The sequence below is a fragment of the Pantoea sp. S61 genome (genome assembly GCF_016625145.1).
GTDB lineage: Bacteria > Pseudomonadota > Gammaproteobacteria > Enterobacterales > Enterobacteriaceae > Pantoea > Pantoea rwandensis_B.
Genome location: NZ_JACVUO010000003.1, coordinates 1 through 25699, shown reverse-complemented (window position 1 = coordinate 25699; position 25699 = coordinate 1). Strand labels below are relative to the sequence as shown.

At 55.5% G+C, this 25699-nt stretch carries 19 protein-coding genes; 9 read left to right on the top strand and 10 right to left on the bottom strand.

What is annotated here, in order from left to right; all coding sequences use genetic code 11:
• Positions 1–13: 13 nt before the first annotated feature.
• Positions 14–3166, top strand: a complete 3153-nt coding sequence (gene oqxB, locus IAE30_RS08170; RefSeq protein WP_200679135.1) for a multidrug efflux RND transporter permease subunit OqxB — start codon at positions 14–16, stop codon at positions 3164–3166.
• 48 nt (positions 3167–3214) lie between these two features.
• Here the strand turns inward: oqxB and IAE30_RS08165 are convergent, their stop codons facing one another.
• The 3 genes from IAE30_RS08165 to IAE30_RS08155 form a co-directional block, all read right to left on the bottom strand.
• Positions 3215–3367 carry an ATP-binding protein gene (locus IAE30_RS08165; protein WP_200679489.1) on the bottom strand — a complete coding sequence of 51 codons (153 nt, stop codon included), beginning with the start codon at positions 3365–3367 and terminating at the stop codon, positions 3215–3217.
• Between the two features lie 123 nt (positions 3368–3490).
• Complete coding sequence (locus IAE30_RS08160) at positions 3491–3976, bottom strand: Rrf2 family transcriptional regulator (RefSeq protein ID WP_038647187.1); 486 nt, start codon at positions 3974–3976, stop codon at positions 3491–3493.
• 177 nt (positions 3977–4153) lie between these two features.
• Positions 4154–5335 (bottom strand): MFS transporter, encoded by a 1182-nt coding sequence (locus IAE30_RS08155; RefSeq protein ID WP_200679133.1) that lies wholly within the window; start codon positions 5333–5335, stop codon positions 4154–4156.
• A gap of 156 nt (positions 5336–5491) precedes the next feature.
• On the opposite strand from IAE30_RS08155, the gene tus reads away from it, so the two are divergent.
• Positions 5492–6418, top strand: coding sequence for a DNA replication terminus site-binding protein (gene tus, locus IAE30_RS08150; protein WP_045832010.1), 927 nt, complete (start codon positions 5492–5494; stop codon positions 6416–6418).
• Between the two features lie 83 nt (positions 6419–6501).
• On the opposite strand, the gene fumC is transcribed toward tus, so the two are convergent.
• A complete protein-coding gene (fumC, locus tag IAE30_RS08145; RefSeq protein ID WP_200679132.1) occupies positions 6502–7899 on the bottom strand; it encodes a class II fumarate hydratase in 1398 nt (465 codons plus the stop codon).
• Between the two features lie 196 nt (positions 7900–8095).
• Between fumC and manA the strand changes: the two genes are divergently transcribed.
• Positions 8096–9271 carry a mannose-6-phosphate isomerase gene (gene manA, locus IAE30_RS08140; RefSeq protein ID WP_200679130.1) on the top strand — a complete coding sequence of 392 codons (1176 nt, stop codon included), beginning with the start codon at positions 8096–8098 and terminating at the stop codon, positions 9269–9271.
• A gap of 129 nt (positions 9272–9400) precedes the next feature.
• On the top strand, positions 9401–10900 hold the full coding sequence (locus IAE30_RS08135) for a YdgA family protein (RefSeq protein ID WP_200679128.1): 1500 nt from the start codon (positions 9401–9403) through the stop codon (positions 10898–10900).
• 73 nt (positions 10901–10973) lie between these two features.
• On the opposite strand, the gene malI is transcribed toward IAE30_RS08135, so the two are convergent.
• Positions 10974–12002: a Mal regulon transcriptional regulator MalI gene (gene malI, locus IAE30_RS08130; protein ID WP_038647199.1), complete on the bottom strand. Its 1029-nt coding sequence runs from the start codon at positions 12000–12002 to the stop codon at positions 10974–10976.
• A 179-nt stretch (positions 12003–12181) separates the two neighbouring features.
• On the opposite strand from malI, the gene malX reads away from it, so the two are divergent.
• From malX to add, 3 genes are all read left to right on the top strand, one after another.
• Positions 12182–13768, top strand: a complete 1587-nt coding sequence (malX, locus tag IAE30_RS08125; protein WP_200679126.1) for a maltose/glucose-specific PTS transporter subunit IIBC — start codon at positions 12182–12184, stop codon at positions 13766–13768.
• Entirely contained in the window at positions 13768–14946 is a 1179-nt protein-coding gene (locus IAE30_RS08120) for a MalY/PatB family protein (protein ID WP_200538618.1), read from the top strand. Before malX ends, IAE30_RS08120 begins: the two co-directional genes overlap by 1 nt.
• A 118-nt stretch (positions 14947–15064) precedes the next feature.
• Complete coding sequence (gene add, locus IAE30_RS08115; RefSeq protein WP_200679124.1) at positions 15065–16063, top strand: adenosine deaminase; 999 nt, start codon at positions 15065–15067, stop codon at positions 16061–16063.
• Between the two features lie 109 nt (positions 16064–16172).
• Here the strand turns inward: add and IAE30_RS08110 are convergent, their stop codons facing one another.
• From IAE30_RS08110 to IAE30_RS08090, 5 genes are all read right to left on the bottom strand, one after another.
• On the bottom strand, positions 16173–17213 hold the full coding sequence (locus IAE30_RS08110; RefSeq protein ID WP_038647207.1) for an oxidoreductase: 1041 nt from the start codon (positions 17211–17213) through the stop codon (positions 16173–16175).
• Between the two features lie 77 nt (positions 17214–17290).
• Positions 17291–18208, bottom strand: a complete 918-nt coding sequence (gene araC, locus IAE30_RS08105) for an arabinose operon transcriptional regulator AraC (RefSeq protein WP_034827384.1) — start codon at positions 18206–18208, stop codon at positions 17291–17293.
• Positions 18209–18297: 89 nt separating this feature from the next.
• A complete protein-coding gene (gene araH / locus IAE30_RS08100; RefSeq protein WP_034827386.1) occupies positions 18298–19284 on the bottom strand; it encodes an L-arabinose ABC transporter permease AraH in 987 nt (328 codons plus the stop codon).
• 17 nt (positions 19285–19301) lie between these two features.
• Positions 19302–20822 (bottom strand): L-arabinose ABC transporter ATP-binding protein AraG, encoded by a 1521-nt coding sequence (araG, locus tag IAE30_RS08095; RefSeq protein ID WP_200679122.1) that lies wholly within the window; start codon positions 20820–20822, stop codon positions 19302–19304.
• Between the two features lie 145 nt (positions 20823–20967).
• Positions 20968–21951: an arabinose ABC transporter substrate-binding protein gene (locus IAE30_RS08090; RefSeq protein ID WP_038647214.1), complete on the bottom strand. Its 984-nt coding sequence runs from the start codon at positions 21949–21951 to the stop codon at positions 20968–20970.
• Between the two features lie 366 nt (positions 21952–22317).
• Between IAE30_RS08090 and IAE30_RS08085 the strand changes: the two genes are divergently transcribed.
• Together IAE30_RS08085 and araA are read left to right on the top strand one after the other, a co-directional pair.
• A complete protein-coding gene (locus IAE30_RS08085) occupies positions 22318–24003 on the top strand; it encodes a ribulokinase (RefSeq protein ID WP_200679120.1) in 1686 nt (561 codons plus the stop codon).
• Positions 24004–24014: 11 nt separating this feature from the next.
• On the top strand, positions 24015–25505 hold the full coding sequence (gene araA, locus IAE30_RS08080) for an L-arabinose isomerase (RefSeq protein WP_038647218.1): 1491 nt from the start codon (positions 24015–24017) through the stop codon (positions 25503–25505).
• The last annotated feature ends 194 nt before the right edge of the window (positions 25506–25699 follow it).

Below are 25699 nucleotides of genomic sequence, written 5' to 3'. Positions count from 1 at the left end.
GAGACTGCCTGTTATGGATTTCTCCCGCTTTTTTATCGACCGACCGATCTTTGCGGCGGTACTGTCGATTTTGATCTTTACCACCGGACTGATCGCCATACCGCTGCTGCCGATCAGTGAATATCCCAATGTGGTGCCACCCAGCGTGCAGGTGCGCGCGGAATATCCTGGCGCCAACCCCAAAGTGATTGCTGATTCCGTGGCAACGCCACTGGAAGAGGCGATCAACGGGGTCGAAAACATGATGTACATGAAGTCGGTGGCCGGTTCTGATGGCGTGCTGGTCACCACCGTGACCTTCCGTCCGGGTACCGATCCCGATCAGGCGCAGGTTCAGGTTCAGAACCGTGTGGCGCAGGCAGAAGCGCGCTTGCCGGAGGAAGTGCGTCAGTTGGGTTTGACCACGCAGAAGATGTCACCGACGCTGACGCTGGTGGTGCACATGTTCTCGCCGAAGGGCAAGTATGACTCACTCTATCTGCGCAACTACGCCACGCTGAAAGTGAAAGATGAGCTAGCGCGCCTGCCGGGCGTTGGTCAGATTCAGATCTTCGGTGCCGGTGAGTACGCGATGCGTGTATGGCTTGATCCCAACAAGGTGGCGGCGCGTGGTATGACCGCTTCGGATGTGGTCAGCGCCATGCAGGAGCAGAACGTGCAAGTGTCTGCCGGTCAGTTGGGGGCTGAGCCGACCAAAAAGGCCAGTGACTTCCTGTTGTCGATCAACACCCAGGGCCGTCTGGAGAGCGAAGAGCAGTTTGGCAATATTATCCTGAAAACCGCCGATGACGGCTCGCTGGTGCGCCTGCGTGACGTGGCGCGTATTGAGATGGGTTCCGGTAGCTACGCCCTGCGCTCGCAGCTGAATAACAAGGATGCGGTCGGTATCGGTATCTTCCAGGCACCGGGTGCCAACGCCATCGACTTGTCGAATGCTGTGCGTGACAAGATGGCCGAACTGGCCACTCGTTTCCCGGATGATGTGCAGTGGGCGGCACCGTACGATCCAACCGTGTTCGTGCGTGACTCGATTCGTGCCGTGGTGCAAACGCTGTTTGAAGCGATTGTACTGGTGGTACTGGTGGTGATCCTGTTCCTGCAAACCTGGCGTGCATCGATCATTCCGTTGCTGGCCGTGCCGGTTTCGGTGGTGGGGACGTTCAGCGTGCTTTACCTGCTGGGCTTCTCGCTCAACACCCTCAGTTTGTTCGGGTTGGTGTTGGCGATAGGTATCGTGGTGGATGACGCCATTGTGGTGGTGGAGAACGTCGAACGTAATATCGCAATGGGACTCTCACCGACAGCGGCTGCGCATCAGGCGATGCGCGAAGTGTCGGGGCCTATTATCGCGATTGCGTTAGTGCTGTGTGCGGTATTCGTGCCGATGGCGTTCCTGTCCGGTGTGACCGGTCAGTTCTACAAACAGTTTGCGGTGACGATTGCCATCTCCACGGTGATCTCCGCCATTAACTCACTGACGCTCTCTCCGGCGCTGGCGGCCAAGCTACTGAAGTCGCATGATGCACCGAAAGATATGCTGACGCGTCTGATTGATCGCTTGCTCGGCTGGGTTTTCCGTCCGTTCAACCGCTTCTTCCAGCGCAGCTCGGATGGCTACGAGTCGATGGTCGGCAAAACCCTGCGTCGTCGCGGTGCGGTGTTTGGCGTTTACGTGATACTGCTGGCGGGCGCGGGCTTTATGTTCCACACCGTGCCGGGCGGTTTTATTCCGACGCAGGATAAACTGTATCTGATTGGCGGCGTAAAAATGCCGGAAGGTTCGTCACTGGCGCGTACCGATGAAGTGATTCGCAAGATGAGCGAAATCGGCATGAACACCGAAGGCGTGGCCTACTCTGTCGCTTTCCCCGGTTTGAATGCCTTACAGTTCACCAATACGCCGAACACCGGAACCGTATTCTTCGGTCTGAAGCCGTTTAATGAACGTACCCGTACGGCTGCGGAGATTAACGCTGAAATCAACGCGAAAATCTCCAAGATCCAGCAAGGCTTTGGTTTCTCGATTATGCCACCGCCGATTCTGGGGCTGGGTCAGGGTTCGGGTTACTCGCTGTATGTGCAGGATCGTGCGGGCTTAGGTTACGGTGCGTTGCAAACCGCCATTAATACCCTTTCCGGTGCGGTGATGCAGACGCCAGGCATGATGTTCCCGATCTCCTCGTATCAAGCCAACGTGCCACAACTGGATGTGCAGGTTGATCGTGATAAAGCCAAAGCGCAAGGCGTGTCGTTGACTGACCTGTTCAGTACCTTGCAGGTGTATCTCGGCTCCTCTTACGTCAACGACTTCAACAAGTTTGGTCGTACCTGGCGTGTGATGGCGCAGGCGGACGGTGATTTCCGTAGCAGCGTGCAGGATATTGCCAATCTGCGTACCCGTAACAATCAGGGCGAGATGGTGCCAATCGGCAGTATGGTCAACATCACCACCACTTACGGCCCCGATCCGGTGATTCGCTACAACGGCTATCCGGCGGCGGACCTGATTGGTGATGCCGATCCACGCGTGCTCTCTTCGGCACAGGCGATGGAAAAGCTGGAGGCGATGTCGAGCCAGGTACTGCCAAACGGCATGAATATTGAGTGGACCGACCTGAGCTACCAGCAGGCGACGCAAGGCAATACCGCGTTTATCGTCTTCCCGGTTGCGGTACTGCTGGCGTTCCTGGTGCTGGCGGCGCTGTATGAGAGCTGGACGCTGCCGCTGGCGGTGATCCTGATTGTGCCGGTCACCATGCTGTCCGCGCTGGTCGGTGTGTGGCTCACCGGCGGCGATAACAACGTGTTTGTGCAGGTAGGTCTGGTGGTACTGATGGGACTGGCGTGTAAGAACGCGATTCTGATCGTCGAGTTTGCACGCGAGCTGGAGATGCAGGGCAAAGGGATTGTCGAGTCAGCGCTGGAAGCCTGTCGCCTGCGTCTGCGCCCGATCGTGATGACTTCGATCGCCTTTATTGCCGGTACCATTCCACTGATTCTGGGTGAAGGCGCCGGTGCGGAAGTGCGCGGTGTTACCGGGATTACGGTGTTCTCAGGCATGTTGGGCGTGACGCTGTTTGGTTTGTTCCTGACGCCAGTGTTTTACGTGACCTTGCGTAAACTGGTGACACGTAAGCAGCCTGATGCGGAAGTGCAGACAGTGTAAATCGGTTTACAGTCAATTGAGTGAGGCGGCCGAGGATGGCCGCCTTTTTTATAAGGGAACGAAGAGCCTGAAACAGGCACCCGGCGCGGGTTTCAGGGCAATGTCACCGCGATGCAATTGCACCATACGACGAACGATCACTAAACCCAGTCCACCATTGTTGCGGCGGTCAGGGTCAATGATGGAAGGCCGTTCAAACAAGGTCTGACTCACGATGGCATGGCAAAAGACGGTATGGAAAAAGATGAGATGTCAAAGGACGGGGTGTCTAAGTCGTAAAAATCTCGGTTACCGGGCGGATGTCCGGTAACCGTTTTACTGATTTCAGCGGGTTCGTTTGCAGAGATCTTCGATTTCGAGATCGGGCAATTCATCGCAGCTGCTGGTATCGTGTTTCTTTAGCTCAGCCAGTGCGTCAGCCACCGTACGCGTCTCCAGCACCTTCAACGACGCTTCTTCTGCTTCTTCCGCAATCGATTTGAAGTACCAGCACAAATTCGCACTGACCAGGCAACGCGGTGCCACATCAGGGCGTGAAGCCCAGAGCTTTTTATCTTCAATTACAGAAGTATAAATGTCACGCAGCGTGATCTCCGCCGCCGGACGGCCTAAGTGGATCGAACCGGTACGTCCAAGCGTAGAGACGATGATGCCATCGCGTGTTAACGGAACCATCAGTTTCCGAATGAAACTGGGGTTCGCTTCAAGACCATAAGCCAAAATAGCACTGGTCGAGCGTTTGCCCAGTTGCTCCGCCATCGCTACGCTCAAAACCATCTGCAAAGCTGTCGGGAAGCGGTAATCTAGCATTTCTGTATCCTGATTTGCGGTCTATCTTATTGTTTTCATACCGCGACAGTGAGTAATCAATGAGCAATAAATATAACAAACACTGTTGCTTTTTAGAAGCCAGCGACTGTGATCAAGGCACGTATTCATCATTTGATCAGGCAGAAGCGCACAGGCTGCTTAGTTTATCGCCCCCTTTTACGTTTTCGGCTTCAGTGCAGGCAATTTTTGCTTCAGCACCCCCACCAACAACACGTTGATTAACGCCAGCAGGCACAGCAACCCTAGTGTGGCATTTGCGCCGAATTGCTGAAAAACATATCCCCCTACCAATGGCGTTAACGCTTGGCCAATCAGTGCCGGGCGCGCCATGCGCCCAACCACAATGGCATAAGCCTCTGGTTTGACCATGACTAGCGGTAAAGTTCCGCGCACAATGGCACGCAGGCCATTTCCGGCACCATAGAGCACCATGCTGACCAGTGCGAATTTAGGATAAAGGGTCAGTAACAGCAGCCCTATCGCCACTAATCCTACCGAGAAAAATGTCGTCCAGATCGGATGTCCGCGTTTGAACGCGATATCCACAATACGTGACCCCACCTGACAAGGGCCCAGAATCGCGCTGATGGCTAAGGCGGCGGTTAATGAGTGACCGCTGGCCTGTAACAGACTGATCAACTGCACCGAAATAGCAGTCATGATCACCGAAGCGAGGGTAAAAATGCTGCATAGCAACCAAAACAGCGCGGGTGCCAAATCACCACTGGCGTTACGCTGCTTTGCTGCCGTTTTCACGATGGGCTGAATTGGCGCAGGCAGGGCATACCAGTAGGCAGGCAGCACGGTGAGGCATAACAGCGCGGCAATGGCGAAACAGGCGCCACGCCAGTCAAGCCAGTGAATCAGCAGCGCAGTGCCCGGCCACACCAGCGTGGTGCAAAAGCCGGAGATTAAGGTAATGCCGGTGATCGCACCGCGAGCCTGTCCACCGTACAGCGTTCCAAGAGTGGCAAACAGGGCGTCGTATAAACCCATCGCCATTCCAATGCCGATAATCAGCCAGGCAAAGAGAAACAGCAGTAAATGGTGGCTCAATCCCATGATGACCAGACCCAATGCCATCATCGCTCCACTCGACGCCAGTAGCACGCGACCATAGCTGCCAGCAATCAAGCGGCCACTCCAGGGCGCTAACAGGCCAGAAACCAAAATGCCCAGGGACAACGCGCCATACACCCACTGCTGAGACCAGCCGGTTTCCGCGATAATCGGATTCGCCATCACGGCCATGAGATAAAAGGATCCGCCCCATGAAAGGATTTGGACCCCGCCCAATGTCACAATGGCAGGAACCGCAGGTTTAGGGTGATGCTCCACGACACGTTTCCATTAGCAGGCAAAGCATTGTTATAACATGTTCATCCTGCTGGAAAAATGCTTGTGTGCCCTGCTTCGCGAAATCACGTTTACAGAGTGGAAGATCGGCACCAAATACGATAAGTTAAATGGTATGTTGTAACTACGGAGCGTAACATGTCTCGCTATGATTTAGTGGCTGATTTGCACGAGTGCGTCAACGCATTGGAACAAGGTTTAACGACTCTGCGCCAGCAGGTCGAACAACAGCCGTTGCTGATTGCGCGCGCATTCAGCTTGCCCGAAATCGAGAAAGGCCACGAGAATGATGAGATTGAGCGTATCGCCGTCACTCAACATCTCGGGCAAAAAGCACGTGACATGGCGCTGGCTCACTACTGTCGTCTGTTTATGCAGCACCAGTCGGAAAAACTCAGCACCAAGGCTGCGGTGCGTTTGCCTGGCGCCATCTGTATAGAAGCGGATGAAGCCGTCAGCGAGCACATCAGTCAGCAGGTGGCCGATATCAATGCGCTTAAACTGCGCCTTGAGCACCTGATTACCGTGGAATCAGGCCTGCCGAGTGAGGCACGCTTTGAGTTTGTTCACCAGCATTTGCGCGGTTTAATCACTCTGAACGCCTACCGTAGCGTGACCTTACTGCACGCGCCGGATAGCCTGCGTTTTGGCTGGGCCAACAAGAACATCATTAAAAATCTGACGCGTGAAGCCGTGGTCGAGCAACTGGAACGCAGCCTGAAGGCAAACCGTGCGCAAGCGCCCTGGACGCGCGAACAGTGGGCAGAGAAAGTCCAGCAGGAGCTGGACATGATCCTGTCACTGCCCGCCGATGCGAAACTGAAAATCAAACGTCCTGTGAAGGTGCAGCCAATTGCCCGCGTGTGGCGCGCCAGTAATAAGAAACAGGTGCAACTCGCCTGCCCTTCACCGCTGCTGGTGTTGTGCCGGGATAAGACGCAGGTGCCAATTTTGGGGGAATTGCTGGATTACGATGCTGATAACGTCACGCATCGTCATAAGCCGCTGGCGCAGCCGCTGCATCTGGTGATCCCACGATTACATTTGTGGAGCGACAAGCTTTAACGAAGAAGCGGCCCTTAGGCCGCCTCTGTAATAACCCATTATCGCTGAATTGAGCCGTATCAACCCTCAGTTAACCGCGATAATTATTGCTTCATACTGCCAACCATCTCTTCCGGCCGTACCCACTCGTCAAACTGCTCTTCGGTCAGATAGCCGAGCTTCAGCGCTGAGCCTTTGAGCGTCAGCCCTTCTTTATGGGCTTTCTTGGCGATTTCTGCCGCTTTGTCGTAACCGATATGGGTATTCAACGCGGTCACCAGCATCAACGATTCATTCAGCAACTGATCGATGCGCTCGCGTACCGGTTCGATGCCCACCGCACAGTGATGGTTGAAGCTGTCCATACCATCAGCCAGCAAGCGAATTGACTGCAGGAAGTTATGGATCACCATCGGACGGAACACGTTCAACTCGAAGTTGCCCGATGCCCCACCAATGTTCACCGCGACGTCGTTACCCATCACCTGGCAGCACAGCATGGTCAGCGCTTCACACTGCGTCGGGTTCACTTTACCTGGCATGATTGAGCTGCCCGGCTCGTTTTCCGGAATGGCAAGTTCGCCAATCCCGCAACGCGGACCCGATGCCAGCCAGCGCACGTCGTTGGCGATTTTCATCAGAGACGCCGCCAGGCCTTTCAATGCGCCATGTGCATGCACCAGCGCATCGCAGGTTGCCAGCGCTTCAAACTTATTCGGTGCAGTAACGAACGGTTGCTGAGTCAGTTCGGCCAGCGCTTTCGCCACGCGAACCGCATACTCCGGATGGGTATTTAAGCCGGTGCCCACCGCCGTGCCACCCAGCGCCAGTTCAGCGACATGGGGAATGCTGTGTTCGATGTGCTTGAGGTTATGTTCCAGCATCGCGACCCAGCCGGAAATCTCCTGACCCAGCGTCAACGGCGTGGCATCCTGCAGGTGAGTACGACCAATCTTCACGATGTCCTTAAAGGCTTCAGACTTCTCGCTCAGGGTCTTTTTCAGGACATGAATCTGCGGAATCAGCTGCTCCCGCACGGCGATGACCGCAGCCACGTGCATGGCGGTGGGGAACACGTCGTTGGAGCTCTGGCTCTTGTTGACGTCATCGTTTGGGTGCACCAAACGCGACATGCCACGCTCGCCGCCGAGAATTTCACTGGCACGGTTGGCCAGCACTTCGTTCATATTCATGTTGGTCTGAGTACCGGAACCGGTCTGCCAAATCGCCAGCGGGAACTCGTCACTGTGTTTATCAGCCAGCACTTCATCAGCGGCATTCAGGATCGCTTCAGCCCGCTCTGCTGGCAACAGGCCAAGATCGCGGTTCACCTGGGCTGCAGCGCGTTTGGTCAATGCCAACGCATGCACTAATGCGACGGGCATCTTCTCGGTTGAGATACGGAAATGCTCCAGCGAACGCTGGGTTTGTGCCCCCCACAACTTATCTGCCGGTACTTCGATCGGTCCCATTGAATCTTTTTCAATGCGATTCGCTGCCATGACTACGTCTCCTTAGCTCAGATTTGAGGTTTCCGCCCAGGTCGTCTTCCCGCGACGCCGTTGAGCGAGCAAGATTGTCACACACAAGAAATTAACATTATGCGAGCCCATCGCGTTTATTGCACTTGTTGATGTATTTTGTATGGCACTTTCTGCTTTAATAAGCCTATTTACTTACGGTTATTAAGGGTAAACGATGCAAAAAATGAACAATTCGCTGCAAAATTACGCTTGGGGCAGCAAAACTGCGCTGACCGAACTTTACGGCATTGAGAACCCGCAAGGATTACCGATGGCGGAACTGTGGATGGGTGCCCATCCTAAAAGTCCGTCAACCGTTGAGTTCAAGGGTGAAAGGCGTTCCCTTCGCGATGTGATCAATGATGACCAGACCGCAGCCTTAGGCGCGGCAGTCGCAGCGCGTTTTGGTGAGTTGCCGTTTTTGTTTAAGGTGCTGTGTGCCGATCAGGCCTTATCGATTCAGGTTCACCCGAGCAAAGCCGCTGCTGAAGAGGGTTTTGCGCGCGAGAATGCTGCCGGTATTCCGATTGGCGCCGCTGAACGCAACTACAAAGATGCGAATCATAAGCCGGAACTGGTGTATGCCCTGACCCCTTTCCAGGCGATGAACGGCTTTCGCGAAATGCACGAGATTGTCTCGCTGCTGGAACCCGTGGCGGGTGCCCACCCGCAAATCGCTCACTTCCTTGAAAAACCTGATGAAGTCAGCCTTGCCAAACTGTTCTCTACACTGCTATCGCTAAATGATGAACCTAAATCACTGGCGTTAGCGGTACTGAAATCGGCGCTCAACTCACGTGGCGGCGAACCCTGGCAGACCATCAAAAGCATTGCGGCAGATTATCCGGACGATACCGGCTTGTTCTCACCGCTGTTGTTAAATGTCATCACTCTGCAGCCCGGCGAAGCCATGTTCCTGTTTGCCGAAACGCCGCACGCTTATTTGAAAGGCGTGGCACTGGAAGTGATGGCGAATTCCGATAACGTACTGCGTGCGGGACTGACACCAAAATTCATCGATATCCCTGAGTTGATGGCGAACCTGAAGTTTGAAGCGAAACCCGCTGCCACCTTGTTGACGCAGCCTCAGCAAGTGGGAGACACGCTGGACTTCCCGATTCCGGTGGACGATTTTGCCTTTGCCATCCACGCCCTCTCCGCCACACCACAGCCGTTAGCGCAACAGAGTGCGGCGCTGCTATTTTGTATCGAAGGTCAGGCGGTGATTGAGAAGTCAGGTGAGCAACTGCTGTTGAAGCCCGGTGAATCATGCTTCGTTGCTGCCAATGAATCCCCGGTTAATGCCGCAGGCACAGGACGCCTGGCGCGGGTCTATAACGCGCTCAGCTGATCCGGCTGACGATACCAGCATTAACTGCTATTCTTTCAAACTATTACTTTAAAACGCCTGCGGGCGTTTTTCTTCACCGTCGCACCCCATGTAGCGGCGTGCGGACCCAAGGATAAGGACGACTCAGCGATGAAAAAGACCAAGGTTGCCGTAGGTGTGATTGTGGCGCTCGGCGTGATCTGGACAGGCGCGGCCTGGTTTACCGGCAAGCAGCTGGAAAGCCATATGGATCAGATGTTGCAGAATGCCAACACGCAGCTTAATGCCTATGCACCGAACGCTCGCCTGACGCTCAGCTATCAGGATTACCAGCGCGGCATCTTCAGCAGCAAAACCAAACTGGTGATTCAGGCCAGTTCACAGACTGAAGACAACCCGCTGCTGAAGCCGGGTCAAAGCATCGTGCTGAACGAAACCATCGACCATGGTCCCTTCCCCTTTGCGCAGCTGAAACGCGGCAGCCTGATTCCGAGCATGGCTTCGGTGCATACCGAGCTGGAAAACACCGATGCGGTGAAGAAACTGTTTGAGCTTACCAACGGCAAATCGTTGGTGACCGCTGATACGCGTGTGGGCTACAGCGGGGCCACCGACACCGCACTGGATCTGCTGGCGGTGGATTATAACAACGCGCAGACTGGCGACCGTCTTGCCACCAACGGCGGAACCCTGGAGATCAGCGCAGACAGTAAAGGCGATAAAGTCAGCCTGAACGGTGACTTTTCCAGCATTGCCGTCACCAGCAAAAACCAGATTGAGCAGCCGGTGCTGTTTACCCTTAACGGCCTGAAGCTGAAGGGTGATACCCATCTCAGCCCGGAAGGCGTGCGCGTCGGCGATCAGTCCATCAGCCTGGATAAAGTCGACGCCAGCATTAACGGTCAGGAAGGTTTGTCATTACAGAAGCTGGACACCCAATCCTCCTTCGATAATAAAGATGGCAAAATCGGCGGCGATCTGAATATGAACGTCGGCAATATTAGCTTGCAGAAGCAGCCGTTCGGCGAAGCTAAGCTGGCGATGAAGTTTGCACAGTTTGATGCGCAAGCGGTGAAAACCTTCTCGGATAGCTACAACGCGCAGATGCAGGCACTGCTGAACCAGCCAGGTTTAGTCGAGGACCCCGTCCGCTATCAGGCTAGCGTGCAGACCATCCTGAAGAATAACCTGCCGACGCTGCTGAAGGGTTCACCTACCGTCAGCATCGCGCCGCTGAGCTGGAAAAACGATAAAGGGGAAAGCACCTTTAACCTTAGCATCGGCTTTAACGATCCCGCCACCGTCACCGGTGAAGCGCAGACGTTGAGCGCGGCAGTGGATCGCGTACTGAAAACGCTGGATGGCAAACTGAACATCAATATGCCAATGGCCACCGAAACGATGCGTCATGTCGGCCTGGCCGAAGGTTATCAGAGCGACGATGCGCAGAAGATGGCGGACCAGCAGGTGAAAGGTCTGGCGGCAATGGGCCAGATGTTCCGTCTGACGCAGCAACAGGATGACAACATCACCACCAGCCTGCAGTACGGCAACGGCCAGGTGACGATGAATGGCGACAAGATGTCACTGGAACAGTTCTTGTCTCGCTATATGCTGGGTGCGCAGACCAGCGAAGGGATGCCTGAGTAATCAGAGGATGCAGCGCCGAACCGGCGCTGCTTTCTGGCTGCACCTAAATGCGCCCTTTCCCATCACGCTTCTTCTACTCTCCCCCTCGCACCAACAGTGGCGGCACAATCAAGGTTTGTACTTCAGCTTCCGGCTGTGCCAGACGCTGCAAAATACGCTCTGCGGCTCGCCTTCCTACATCACGCGCTTCACTACTGACAAACGTCAGCGAGGAGTCATACGATTCGCGTTGCGGATCGTCATTAAAGCCGACCAGCGCCAGCTTTTGCGTGAAGTAGCTGTCCACCGCATCTTCGCCCAGCGAGCGTCCGCTGTGGATCGCACCAAAATAGCAGCCGAGCGTCGTGCTGGCGTTATGGGCAATGATAGCGGTGATGCGTGGGTGATGATGCAGTAAGTCTTGCGTCAATGCCGATACGCTCTGTTGCCGGTCATCACACTCAATGATCCAGTCCGGGCGGAACGGTAAACCGTATTGCAGCAGTGTGGCGCAATAACCGCCAATTCTTTCAGCACGCGTCAGTGAAGACCCCAATCCACCTACCCACGCGATACGCTGATGCCCCTGACGGATCAGATACTCCGTCGCGATGCGCGCGGCCTGGCTGTTGTCTGGACGCAAGGAATCGACTTTATCGAGGCTGCTGGCCCGCGCGGCGCAGATCAAGGCAATTTGCTGTTCGTGTGCCTGCGCCACCAGCATTTCCGCCTGCGCCACGGCGCCGCCCAACACGATGCCATCGGCCCCTTGCGCCACCAATGAATCGAAACAGCGCTGCAGATTTTGCCCGTGCTGACCACTTTGCGTCAGCACCAGGACTTTGCCCTGCTGTTCCAGCACTTCGCTCAAGCCTGCGGTCATCGCCGCGTAAAAGGGCTGGCTGAGATCGCGCACAATCAAACCTATGACACCACTCTCGCCACCACGCAGGATGGAGGCTGAACGGTTGCGCACGTATCCCAGCTGCTCAATCGCCTGATTAACGCGTTCGGCCGTGGCGGAAGAGATACGACCTTTGCCGGACAGCACCAAAGAGACTGTCGATACCGATACGCCAGCCGCCTGCGCGACATCGTGAATAGTGGTTTTAGGCTGAGACATTCGGTTCCGTTTCCAACAACTGATGAAGAAACAAAGAGGTAAAACGTTACACTGATTGACGCAAAAATAAAGCCTGGGATTAGTCACGCTTTGTGACTATAGCCACAAAACTGCTTGGTAAAACGTTTTATCATTCTTTACCTTTATGAAAACTTGTCGCTTTTTAACCAGGAGAGACCATGTCCGCCAGCCGACCCAAAATGTCACTTTGGGAATTTTTCCAGAGTCTGGGTAAAACCTTTATGTTGCCCGTCGCCCTGCTGTCTTTTTGCGGCATTTTGCTTGGGATAGGCAGCTCGCTCAGCAGTCACGATGTCTTGACGCTGATCCCGATGCTCGATCAGCCCTTCCTGCAATATCTGTTTATCTGGATGGCAAAGCTGGGTTCATTTGCCTTCAGCTATCTGCCAGTGATGTTCGCCATTGCGATTCCACTGGGCATGGCGCGGGAGAACAAAGGCGTCGCTGCCTTTGCCGGTTTCGTCGGCTATGCAGTCCTGAACCTGAGCGTCAACTTCTGGCTCAATATCAATGGCATTCTTCCCACCACCGACGCGGCGGTGCTGAAAGCCAACAACGTTCAAAATATCCTTGGCATCCAATCCATTGATACCGGTATCCTGGGCGCGGTGATCGTTGGTGTGGTGGTGTTCTGGCTGCATGAACGCTTCCACAACATTCGCCTGCCGGATGCACTCGCCTTCTTCGGTGGTACGCGCTTTGTGCCGATTGTCACCACCGTGGTGATGGGTTTGCTCGGCTTAGTGGTTCCGCTGATTTGGCCCTTTTTTGCGCGCGCCATCACCGGTCTCGGCTGGATGATCAACAGTGCCGGGGAATTTGGCCCGATGATCTTCGGCACTGGCGAACGCCTGCTGCTGCCGTTTGGTCTGCAGCATATTCTGGTGGCAATTATTCGCTTCACCGATGCGGGCGGTACGCTCGACGTCTGCGGCAAAAGCGTCAGCGGTGCCCTGACCATCTTCCAGGCGCAGTTGGCTTGCCCGGATACTCACAGCTTTGCGGAAAGCGCCACGCGTTTCCTGTCGCAAGGCAAAATGCCGGCCTTCCTCGGTGGTTTACCGGGTGCGGCACTGGCGATTTATCACTGTGCCCGTCCCGAAAATCGTCACAAAATTAAAGGGCTGCTGATTTCTGGTGTGGTGGCTTGCGTCGTCGGCGGCACCACCGAACCGATCGAATTCCTGTTCCTGTTCGTGGCTCCGGTGCTGTATTTGATCCACGCCCTGTTGACGGGTCTGGGCTTCACCGTGATGGCGATACTCGGCGTGACTATCGGTAACACCGACGGCAACGTTATCGACTTCTTCGTGTTCGGCGTGCTGCACGGCCTCTCTACCAAATGGTATTGGGTGCCGGTCATTGCCGCGGTGTGGTTCGTGGGTTACTACGCGATCTTCCGGTTTGCTATTACCCGCTTCAACATCAAGACTCCGGGTCGCGAAGCAGAAACCAGCAGCGTGGAGCAGCAGGTCAGCCGCGCGGGCGTGGGGAAATCAGGTTACAACACCCCGGCGATTCTGGCGGCGTTGGGCGGGGTGGACAACATCACTTCGCTGGATAACTGCCTGACGCGTCTGCGCCTCACCATTGCTGACATGAGTGAGGTGGACGATGCCGCGTTAAAAGCCAACGGTGCCATTGGTGTCGTGCATCTCAACCAAACCAGTCTGCAGGTTGTCATCGGTCCACAGGTACAGTCGGTGAAAGATGAAATGGCACACCTGATGAGTGCGACGGTGTGATGATGCAGAGGTTTGATTTCGACCAGAGCGTGGATCGTCACGGTAGCTGGTGCACGCAGTACGATTTTGTAGCGGATCGCTTCGGTGTGGAGGGCTTATTGCCCTTCACCATCTCCGATATGGATTTCGCGACGGCACCCTGCATCATTGAGGCGTTGCAACAGCGCTTGAACCATGGCGTATTGGGCTACAGCCGCTGGCAGCACAATGATTTCACCTCGGCGATTCAGCACTGGATGCGCAGCCGTTTTGCCACCGACATTGAGGCGCAATCACTGGTTTATGGACCGTCAGTGATCTACATGATGGCGCAAATGATGCGCCACTGGACAAAACCCGGCAATGAAGTGCTGATTCATACGCCCGCCTACGATGCGTTCTATAACACTATCAACGGTAATCAGCGCCGCGTGCTGGAACTGCCGCTACAGCGTCAGGGTAATGACTGGCAGTGTGATATGGCACGGCTGGAACAATTACTGGCGCGACCCGATTGCAAAGTGATGCTGCTGTGCAGCCCGCACAATCCTACCGGCAAAGTGTGGCAGCGTGAGGAGTTACAGCAAATGGCCGCGCTCTGTGCGCGTTACGATGTGAAGGTGATCAGCGATGAGATCCATATGGATATGGTGTTGAGCGATGCAGACCACATCCCATGGAGCCAGGTAGCGCAATCTCCCTGGGCGTTATTCACGTCGGCATCGAAGAGTTTCAACATCCCGGCACTGACCGGCGCCTGGGGCATCATTCCGCATGAAACCGATCGTCAGGCCTGGTTCCACGCACTGAAACAGCAGGATGGCTTATCGTCACCGGCGGTGATGGCTGTGGCTGCCACCATTGCCGCGTATCGTGAAGGTGAAGCCTGGTTGGATGCACTGCGCGATTATCTACAGGCGAATATGCAGCACATTGCGCAACGATTGAATGCGGATTTTCCTGCGCTTAACTGGCAGCCCCCTGCCGCTACCTATCTGGCATGGATTGATCTCACACCGTTGGGCATTGATGAACAGACATTACAACATCGGCTGATTCATCAGTACAAAGTCGCGATCATGCCGGGTTCAACCTACGGTGAAGCCAGTCGGGGATATCTGCGGCTCAATGCCGGTTGTCCGCGCAGTAAACTCGATGACGGACTGGATCGTCTGATTGCGGCTTTAAAATCGTGTTAAAGGCGTTCGGATGCTGATTAATTCAGCATCCATTTCACAGCTTGCGCAAATCACTGGCGCTGTTGCGCAAGATGTTTTTATAATGCTCTGCACTTTATGAAACTTTAGCGAGTGCGACATGATTGACCTGAAACTCCCCCTGACCGACATTCACCGCCACCTTGATGGCAACATCCGCGCACAAACCATCCTTGATTTAGGTCGCCAGTTTAACCTCACGCTGCCCGCTAACTCGCTCGACGAACTGCGTCCGCATGTGCAAGTCACAGCCAATGAACCCGATCTGGTGAGCTTCCTGCAGAAACTGGACTGGGGCGTCAAGGTGTTGGGCGATTTGGATGCCTGCCGCCGCATCGCGCTGGAAAACGTGGAAGATGCCGCACGTGCTGGCATTCACTACGCAGAACTGCGTTTCTCACCGGGCTATATGGCGATGACGCACAACCTGCCGATCGCTGGTGTGGTGGAAGCCGTGATTGATGGTGTACGCGCGGGCGTAAAACAGTACGGCGTGGATGTGAACCTGATCGGCATTATGAGTCGCACCTTCGGTGACGAAGCCTGCCTGCGCGAACTGGAAGGTTTGCTGGCACACCGTGATGGCATTACCGCCGTCGATCTGGCCGGTGATGAGCTCGGCTTCCCGGGCAGTGAATTCCTCAGCCACTTCAATCGCGCGCGCGATGCCGGCTTCCGTATTACCGTGCACGCCGGTGAAGCCGCTGGTCCGGAAAGCATCTGGCAGGCGATTCGCGAACTCGGCGCTGAGCGTATTGGCCATGGCGTAAAAGCGATTGAAGATCGCGCATTGATGGATTTCCTGGCAGAGCAGCGCATTGGTATTGAATCCTGCATGACTTCCAACATTCAGACCAGCACAGTAGCTTCACTGGCCACTCATCCGCTGAAAGCCTTCCTGCAACACGGTATTCTCGCCACCATTAATACCGATGATCCGGCGGTTCAGGGTATTGAGCTGGCGCATGAATATGAGCACGCTGCGCCGCAGGCAGGATTAACCGCTGAAGAGATGCGTCAGGCGCAGGAAAATGGTGTGACCATTGCCTTCCTCAGTGAAGCAGAGAAAGCTGCCCTGCGTCAGCGCGTGGCGGGGTAATCACGTCAAAAGTAAAAAGGTGCGCTTCGCTGCGCACCTTTAAATCACATCGCACGTTAGGGTGAGGCCCTTTTTGAGTGACATCACCCTGGCGTATGCTTTTACTCCGTCACTTCAGCGACATCGTCTGGCGCTTCTCAGCGGACTGTAAGCCGAGTTCAATCAACTCCATCACCTGAATCGCCTCTTCAGCATGGACTGGGTTATCTCCGGTGCCCGCAATCGCATCACGAATCGCCGCGTAGTACGCCGGATAGTTACCCGGTAGAGTCAGCAGTTCTTTTTCCACCATCACGTCGCCTTCTGCCAGCGTCAGAGTGCCATTGCGCATGTCATAGCCCCAGTCTTCCTGCGGAGGACGTTCACCTGCTTTCAGGCGATCTTCCTGCGGATCCAGACCGTATTTGACGTAGCTGCCCCGCGTGCCGTGCACCACAAAACGTGCAGATTCTGCCGCCACCAGCATGCTGGCGTGTAACACGACCCGACGAGTGGGATAAGTCAGCACCGCATGGAAATAATCGGTGGTTTGCGCGCCAGGACGCAGTTCAGCCATATCCACAGTGATCGCCACCGGCGGGCCAAACAATTGCAGCGCCTGGTCCAGCACATGGGGTCCAAGATCAAACCAGATACCGCTGCCCGGGCCTTTCATTTCACGCCAGCGCTGACGAACTTCGGGACGGAAACGGTCGAAATGCGATTCGAGATAGCGCACATCACCTAAGGCGCCATCAGCCAGCAAGGTTTTCAACGTCAGAAAATCACTGTCCCAGCGGCGGTTGTGGAATACGGAGAGCAGCAGCCCTTTGGCTTTGGCCAGTGCATCCAGCTCACGCGCTTGTGACAGTGTCACGGTAAAGGGCTTATCCACCACCACATGTTTACCGGCATTCAGTGCCGCTTTGGCTAACGGGAAGTGAGTATCATTTGGCGTCGGTATGACAATCAGTTGCAGTGTCGGATCATCCAGCAGGGCTTGTGGATCGGAAACCACTTGCACCGAGGGCCAGTCGGCATGCACCTTGCTGGCGTCGCTGCTGGAGACGGCTGCCAATTCAACGCCTGGCGTGCCGACGATCAAAGGAGCATGAAAGGTTTTGCTGGCAAAACCGTAGCCAATCAGGCCGACACGTAATTTATCGCTCATTCTCATTCCTCTTGTTCGTTACCAGACTGATTTAAGACGAATCAGCCAGTAACAACAAGGCGGAATCAGCTGAAAACTCAGGAGATCGCACTCCGTGCCGGTTGCCAGCTCTCCTGAGCCACTAAGGCATCGTGCGCATCCTGACTGCGGCGGCGGAAATCACTGGGGCTGACGCCCACCCGTTTACGGAACACGCGAGAGAAATAGAGCTGATCGTCATAACCCACTTCGCGCCCGACCGAGGCAATCGGCTCCTGCGTGGTTTGTAGCAACAGTTTGGCGCGGATGACCCGCTGATCTTCGCGCCAGCGCAGCAGATTAATCCCCATCTGCTCGCGAAACAGATGCGCCAGCCGTGACGGGGAAAGACACACATGGCGCGCCACTTCCTCGATTTTCACCTCACTGGCTAAATGGTTGGTGACGTATTGACAGGCCTCAATCACGCGCGGATCACGAATTTGCTGATGGCTGCGCGGATCTTCCTCCACCGCGCGTAACAGCAGACGCTCCAGCAGATTCATTGCCAGTTCCTCGGCAAAGCGACGACCCGAATTGTGAGTCTGCTCAATGCTGGCAAACAGGCGGTCAAACTCGGCACGTTGCGCTTCTGGCAAACGTAACCGCCCCACGCCCTGGCTCTCATCCTGCCACTGTAACCAATCCGTCCAGTAGGCACGCGGACGGAAATAGACCCAACGGTGGAACCAGCATGGGCTGTCAGGGGAACGGCCGTAATAGTGCGGAGTTTTCGGCTGAAACAGCAGCAAATCGCCGGGCTCGCAGTCAAACGCCGACTCACCATCAAAAATGCGCCCCTGGCCTTTGATGGTCAGATTGAGGATGTAACCTTTCATGCCGAGCGGCCGGTCGATAAAGAAGTCCAGCTGATCGTTGGCATTGATTGGCGTTAAGCCCGCCACCAGCCAGGCATTAAACGGATAGCCGGGTAGCAGTGGATTCTGCTGCTCACTGGGGGGTTCACGATGGTACATAGTGCCCTCACGGTAACCTGTAAATGCGCAGTGGATCGCGCCAGATGGGCGACCATTTGGCCGCCCTGCCTCATCTTTTACGGCTGGAATCAGGCCGCTTTGTTTTTCTGTTTGTAGCGGTCAAAAATCACCGCCGCTAACAGTATCAAACCGCGCACCACATACTGTGAGAACGGCGAGATATTCAGTAAATTCATCGCATTCTCAACCGTACCCAGAATCAGTACGCCCGCCACCACATAAGAAATCTTACCGATACCGCCTTTCAGCGAAACGCCGCCCAGCACACAGGCTGAAATCACAATCAGTTCATACCCGAGCGAGGTCATCGGCTGACCACTGGTCATGCGCGAGGCCAAAATAATCCCCGCCGCCGCCGAAACCAACCCCGAAAGAATGAAGATGATGATGCGGGTGCGCACCACCGGCACCCCAGCCAGACGTGCGGCTTCTTCATTACCGCCAATCGCCAGCGTGTTGCGACCAAAGGTGGTTTTGTTCAGCACAAAACCGAAAACAATCATGGTGGCGATGGTGAGCCAGATGGGCGCTGGCAAGCCGAGCCAGTTGGCATAGCCGAGGGTGAAGAAGCGTTCATCCTCAATGCCGACCGCTTTCCCGTCAGAGAAGATATACGCCAGACCACGCACAATCTGCATGGTTGCCAGCGTGGTGATCAGCGCATTGATCTTTAGCCGGGCAATCACAAAGCCATTAATAAATCCGGTGGCCATACCCAGCACCAAACCGGCCGCGACGCCCAACCACAGACTCTCCGTCATGTTGATCACCACCGCGGTCACCACACCGGCGCAGGCAATCACCGAGGCCACCGAGAGGTCAAAATCGCCAGAAGCGAGGCAGAACAGCATGCCGCAGGCCACCATGCCGGACATCGACATGGCCAGTCCCAGCCCTTTCATATTGATGAACGTGCCAAAATTGGGTACGAAGATGGCGCAAACGATAAACAGCAGCGCGAAAACCACCAGCATGCCGAAATTATCCCAGATACGCCCCAGCTGCAGGCCGTTACGCTGCACCGGTGGTGTGTTGGAAGTGGTAGATGAAGCCATTGTTGCTCTCCTTTACATCAGGCCACGGCGGCCGCTTGAGGGGTTTTCGGCATCGCCAGGCTCAGCGTCAGCTGCTCCGTGGCCGCATCGTGTGGCAGTTCTCCGGCAATCTCACCTTCGCGCATCACCACGATACGGTCAGCCAGGCCCATCACTTCGGGCAGATCGCTGGAAGCAAACAGCACCGCGATCCCTTTATTCGCCAGTTGGTAAATCAGGTTATAGATTTCATGCTTGGCACCGACATCAATACCGCGCGTCGGTTCATCCAGCAGAATCACATTCATCTCTTCGGACAACCAACGACCCAAAATCGCCTTCTGCTGATTGCCTCCCGACAGATTCATGATCAGCTGTTGCGGGCCAGGCGTTTTGATGTTGAGCGATCGGATGTGAAGATCGGCGTTCTTCGCCTCCCAGCCGGGTTTGATCAGACACCCCGCCGTGAGATTATGGCGGCGCGCGCTGATATTGATGTTGTCGCGCACCGAGTGCACCGGAATAATCCCTTCGGATTTACGATCTTCCGGACACAGCATGATCCCCGCGCGAATCGCATCGATTGGCTGGCGAATGTTGAGCTTTTTGCCATCCAGCGACACGCTGCCGCCACGCAGTTTGGTCGCACCAAACAGCCCCTTCATCAATTCACTGCGCCCCGCACCAACCAATCCAAACAGGCCAACAATTTCACCAGCTCGTACCGTCAGCGAAATTGGCATGCGCACGCCTTTGGCCTCTACTTGATCAAGTTGCAAACGGACTTTACCCAATGCGCGCGGCGTATAGCCGTAAATATCGCCGAGGTTACGCCCGACCATCGCCTGTACCAGATCGTCATGATGGGTGTTCGGCATGTCGGTGAAGGTGCGCACGTAGCGACCATCTTTGAACACGGTGATGGCATCGCTGAGGGCAAAGATTTCCTCCATACGATGCGACACGTACAGCACGGTGCGGCCCTGATTGCGCAGCTGACGAATGACGCGGAACAGATGCTCGATTTCACGTGCAGACAGTGAGCTGGTCGGCTCGTCAAAGGCGATGATGCGCGCATTACGCGCCAGCGCTTTGGCAATCTCCACCATCTGCCACTGACCGAGCGACAGATATTTCAGCGGCATGTCTGGATCGATATCCATGCCGAGATTTTTAAGCTGTAGATCGGCTTCATACCGCAGCAATTTGCGATTCACCAATCCGCGTTTGTGTGGCAACTGTCCGAGATAGATGTTCTCCGCCACGCTCATCTCCGGCACCAGATGCAGCTCCTGATAGATGATCGCCACGCCCGCATCCAGCGCATCCACGGTGTTGTTGAAGCTTTTCACTTCGCCTTTGATGCGAATCTCACCTTCAGTCGGCTGATAACTGCCGCTGAGAATCTTTAACAGCGTGGACTTTCCCGCGCCGTTTTCGCCCATCAGCGCATGCACTTCCCCGGCGCGGCACTGGAATGAGATATCCTGCAGCGCTTTCACGCCCGGAAAGGTTTTACTGATGCCATGAAAGGACAGAAAGGCTTGATCAGTTTCCATGGAAACTCCTCTTCGCCCCCATCCTTCGCGCCATTGCCGCGTTGGCTTCGCACATTTGTCCCAGCGACGAGCGACACGGGAGCAAACGCGGTGGCCAACCTGCTGCAACACCAGGGATGGAGGCTGCGTTTATCATTCAGGCGACTTACATCAGCCCTTTCTTCGCCAACTCAGTTTTGAAGTTGTCGCGGGTAATCAGCACCACATCGGTGACTTCGGTGAACTTCGCGGGCTCTTCGCCTTTGGTCACCCAGTTGTAGAGCATCTGACTGCTCTTATAACCGTGCACATCCGGGCTTGGCAGCAGTGAGCCATAGAAACCGGTTGGCGCCCCTTTGGAGAGTTCGCTCACCGCATCCACGCCGTTAATGCCAATGCCGATCACGTCTGGCGCTTTAAAGCCCTGGCCTTCAGTCGCGCGTACGCCACCCAGCACGGTGTTGTCATTCATGCCGACAATCAGCCAGTGTTTCACCTCGGGATGCTGCACCAGCAGCGAGTTACCGGCATCAAACGCGCCGGGAATGTCGTTGGATTTGGTGGGTACCTGATAGATCTGCTTCTCCGGGAATCCGGCTGCTTTCAGCGCTTCCATCGAACCGCCGGTGCGGCGACGCGCGGTGTCCAACTCATTGGCGGTAATCGCCATCACGCCGGTCTCTTTCGCATCCCAGCCGCGCTTCTGCATCTCTTTATAGAGTTCCTGGCCCTGGCGCTCACCGATTTTGGTCGCCGCCATCATCACCAACGGCACCGTGTCCATTGGCTTGCCTTTGGCGGTGACGAACTGATCGTCAACCGCGATCACTTTCAGGCCATAACTGCGCGCCTTCGCCACGATGGCTGAACCCAGTTTCGGGTCCGGTGTGCAGATCACGAAGCCTTTGGCACCGCTCGCCGCCAGGCTGTCGATGGCATTGAGGGTTTTCTCGCCGTCAGGCACCGCGATTTTGATGACGTCGAAACCGAGATCTTTGCCGGCTTTATCGGCGAACTTCCATTCCGTCTGGAACCAGGGTTCCTCCGGTTGTTTGACGAGGAAACCGAGTTTCATGGTTTCGGCGATAGCGGATTGTGACATAACCGCGGCGAGACCTACCGCCGCCAGCGCTTTAGTGAATTTATGCATGATGCTCTCCGGCACAATGGTGTTTTATCGCTGTTAATAACGAATCGGTGTAAACGCTACCAATTGGATTTCACGTTTGGGTACAGCGCAAAATCAGCGCGTTAGCTCAAAGGTTGTACAAAGGCTGTGCAAACGCTGGGCTAGTTGTAGCGGTATTGGCGAAGAAAAATGTAGAGCGGTATCACATCCCAAAACGATGACTAATTCCTCCATATATTCAGCGAAATTAACCAGTCATTAACTTTTGCTGCCGATCACATAACCTCGCCGATGGCAGAAAAGTGCATATTCTCAGCCAGCGATGACTAACGGCTTATGCCCCCGCATTCCAGGATAGAGCCAGATAACTCACACAGGAGAATCCCAATGGGTGCTGGCGCCATAACAATTGGGCTGGATTTTGGCAGTGACTCGGTGCGTGCCCTCGCCGTGGACTGCCGCAGTGGTCAAGAGCTGGAAACCGCGGTGGTGAACTATCCGCGTTGGGCGCAGGGGCAATTCTGTGACGCGCATGCCAACCGTTTTCGTCATCACCCACAGGATTACATTGATGCGCTGGAGCAGGCGATCGTGGCGGTGGTGCAAGCGTTAACAGTGGAACAGCGGGCTTTGGTGGTGGGTATTGGTGTCGATTCCACCGGCTCAACCCCTGCCCCGATTGACCGCGATGGCAACGTGTTAGCCTTGCGTCCGGAGTTTGCGACCAATCCCAACGCCATGTTTGTTCTGTGGAAGGATCACACCGCAATTGAAGAAGCGGAAGAGATTAATCAGCTGTGCCGCAACGGTCATTTCACCGATTACACCCGCTATATCGGCGGTGTGTATTCGTCGGAGTGGTTCTGGGCCAAGATTCTGCATGTGTCACGCCAGGATGCTGCGGTGCGTGATGCTGCAGTGTCTTGGGTGGAACTCTGCGATTGGGTACCGGCACTGTTAAGCGGTCGCACCGCCCCGGCGCAGTTGCGGCGTGGACGCTGTGCTGCCGGGCATAAATCGCTGTGGCATCCTGAATGGCATGGCCTACCGCCTGCGGACTTTTTCCGTGCCCTCGATCCGATGTTGATCGAGCAGTTGGATTCCCCGCTATTTACCGACACCTTCACTGCTGATGTGCCGGTGGGTACGTTGTCTGCCGAATGGGCGCAGCGTTTGGGACTGTCTGAACAGGTGATTCTCTCCGGTGGTGCTTTTGACTGCCACATGGGCGCGGTCGGTGCAGGTGCGCAGCCCTATACGCTGGTGAAAGTGATTGGCACCTCAACCTGCGACATTTTGATTGCCGACAGCGATAAAGTGGGCGATCGCGCAATTAAAGGCATTTGCGGCCAGGTGGATGGCAGTGTCGTGCCGGGTGCCATCGGCTGCGAAGCCGGTCAGTCCGCGTTTGGCGATATTTACGCCTGGTTCAGTCGTTTGCTGGGCTGGCCGCTGCAGCAGGCCGTGGCACGCCATCCTGAGTTGCAACCGCAACTCGCCGAAATGCAGCAGGATTTGATCCGCTCCCTTACCGAAGCCTGGGCTACCGATCCACAGCTCGATCATCTGCCCGTGGTGCTGGATTGGTTCAACGGGCGTCGTACGCCGGATGCCAATCAGCGCCTGAAAGGCGTGATCACCGATTTGAATCTCGGCACTGACGCGCCTGCATTGTTTGGTGGTCTGGTGGCCGCCACGGCGTTTGGTGCCCGCGCCATTATGGAGTGCTTCGAGAAACAACAGATTCCGGTGGAGAGCATTCTGACGCTTGGCGGCATCGCACGTAAGTCTCCCGCCATTATGCAGGCATGCTGCGACGTAATGAACCGCCCGCTGGATATCGTGGCTTCTGACGAATGCTGCGCGCTTGGCGCCGCCATTTTTGCCGCCGTCGCCGCGAAGGTGTATGCCGACGTCCCTGCCGCACAGCAGGTGATGGCGAGTCCGATCGCCGTGACCTTGCAGCCTAACAGCCTGCGCGTAGCGGGCTATCAACAGCTTTATCAACGCTATCAGAACTGGTGCCAGGCCGCTGAACCTCAGTATGCCGCCCGCGCCACATCCGCTAAGTAAAGGAGCGAGAAATGGAACAGAACGTTTGGTTTGTGATTGGGACTCAGCATCTCTACGGAGCGGAAACCTTGCGCCAGGTCGAACATCACGCGCGCCAGGTGATGGACGGTTTGAACCAGGCGGGCACGCTGCCGGTGCCGCTGGTGTTGAAGCCACTGGTGAAATCACCGGATGAAGCGCTGGCGCTGTGCCGCGAAGCCAATCACGACAGCAATTGTGTGGGGATCATTACCTGGCTGCATACCTTTTCACCGGCCAAGATGTGGATTGGTGGGCTGAGTATCCTGAATAAGCCATTGCTGCAATTCCATACTCAGTTCAACGCAGAAATTCCGTGGGACAGTATGGATATGGACTTTATGAACCTGAACCAGACTGCTCATGGCGGCCGTGAGTTCGGCTTTATTGGCGCACGTATGGGCCTGCAGCACAGCGTGGTGACTGGCCACTGGCAGGATAAGACCAGCCAGCAGCGCATCGGACGCTGGATCAATGCAGCATTAGCAAAGCAGGCCAGCCAGCAGCTGAAAGTGGCACGCTTTGGCGACAATATGCGTGAAGTGGCGGTGACCGAAGGCGATAAGGTGGCGGCGCAGATTCAATTTGGTTATTCGGTTAACGGTTGGGGCGTGGGTGATCTCGTTGAGGTGGTGAACAGCGTCAGTGATGGCGATGTGCATGCGCTGATCGATGAATACGAGAGCCAGTATCTGTTTAGCGAGGCTGCCGCCGTGAATGGCGAGAAGCGTCAGAATGTGCTGGATGCGGCGCGCATTGAACTGGGTTTGAAGCGTTTCCTCGATGATGAGGGCTGCAAAGCCTTTACCACTAATTTCCAGACTCTGCACGGCATGACGCAGTTGCCGGGCCTGGCCGTTCAACGTTTGATGGGCCAGGGTTATGGTTTCGCCGGTGAGGGGGACTGGAAGACAGCCGCGCTGCTGCATATTTTGAAGGTGCAAGCCGGGAATCGTGCAGGCGGTACTTCATTTATGGAGGATTACACGTATCACTTTTCACCGGGCAACGATTTGGTGTTGGGTTCACATATGCTGGAAGTGTGCCCTTCGATTGCCAAAGAGGCGAAGCCGTTGATTGATGTGCAGTTCCTCGGCATTGGTGGCAAAGCCGATCCGGCGCGCATGATTTTCTCCACGCCGGCTGGGCGCGCGGTGAATGCCAGTGTGATTGATATGGGTGATCGTTTCCGTTTGCTGGTGAATGTAGTGGATGCGATTGAGCAGCCGAAACCGCTGCCGAAGTTGCCGGTCGCGCGTGCTTTGTGGCGTGCACAGCCCTCACTGGCTACCGCTTCCGAAGCCTGGATTCTGGCCGGTGGCGCGCACCATACGGTGTTTAGTCAGGCACTGGATTTGGATGATATGTATTTGTACGGTGAGCTAAACGGCATTGAAGTGCTGGTGATCGATGAGGATACGCGCTTACCGGCGTTCAAGGATGCGTTGCGCTGGAATGAGGCGTATTACCGTTTAGCGCGTTGATCGTTTGATTACCGGTTAAAGCCGCGTTAAGTCGCGGCTTTTTTTCGTCGCTAAAACGCGCGGTTCAGTCGACAAAGGTGAGTTGTGGCTAAAAGCGTGCGGTCCAGTAGACAAAGGTGGGCGTTGTGACTAAAAACGTGCGATCCAGTCAACAAAGGTGGGCGTTGCGTAAAGTCGGCGTGAATACATCCCTG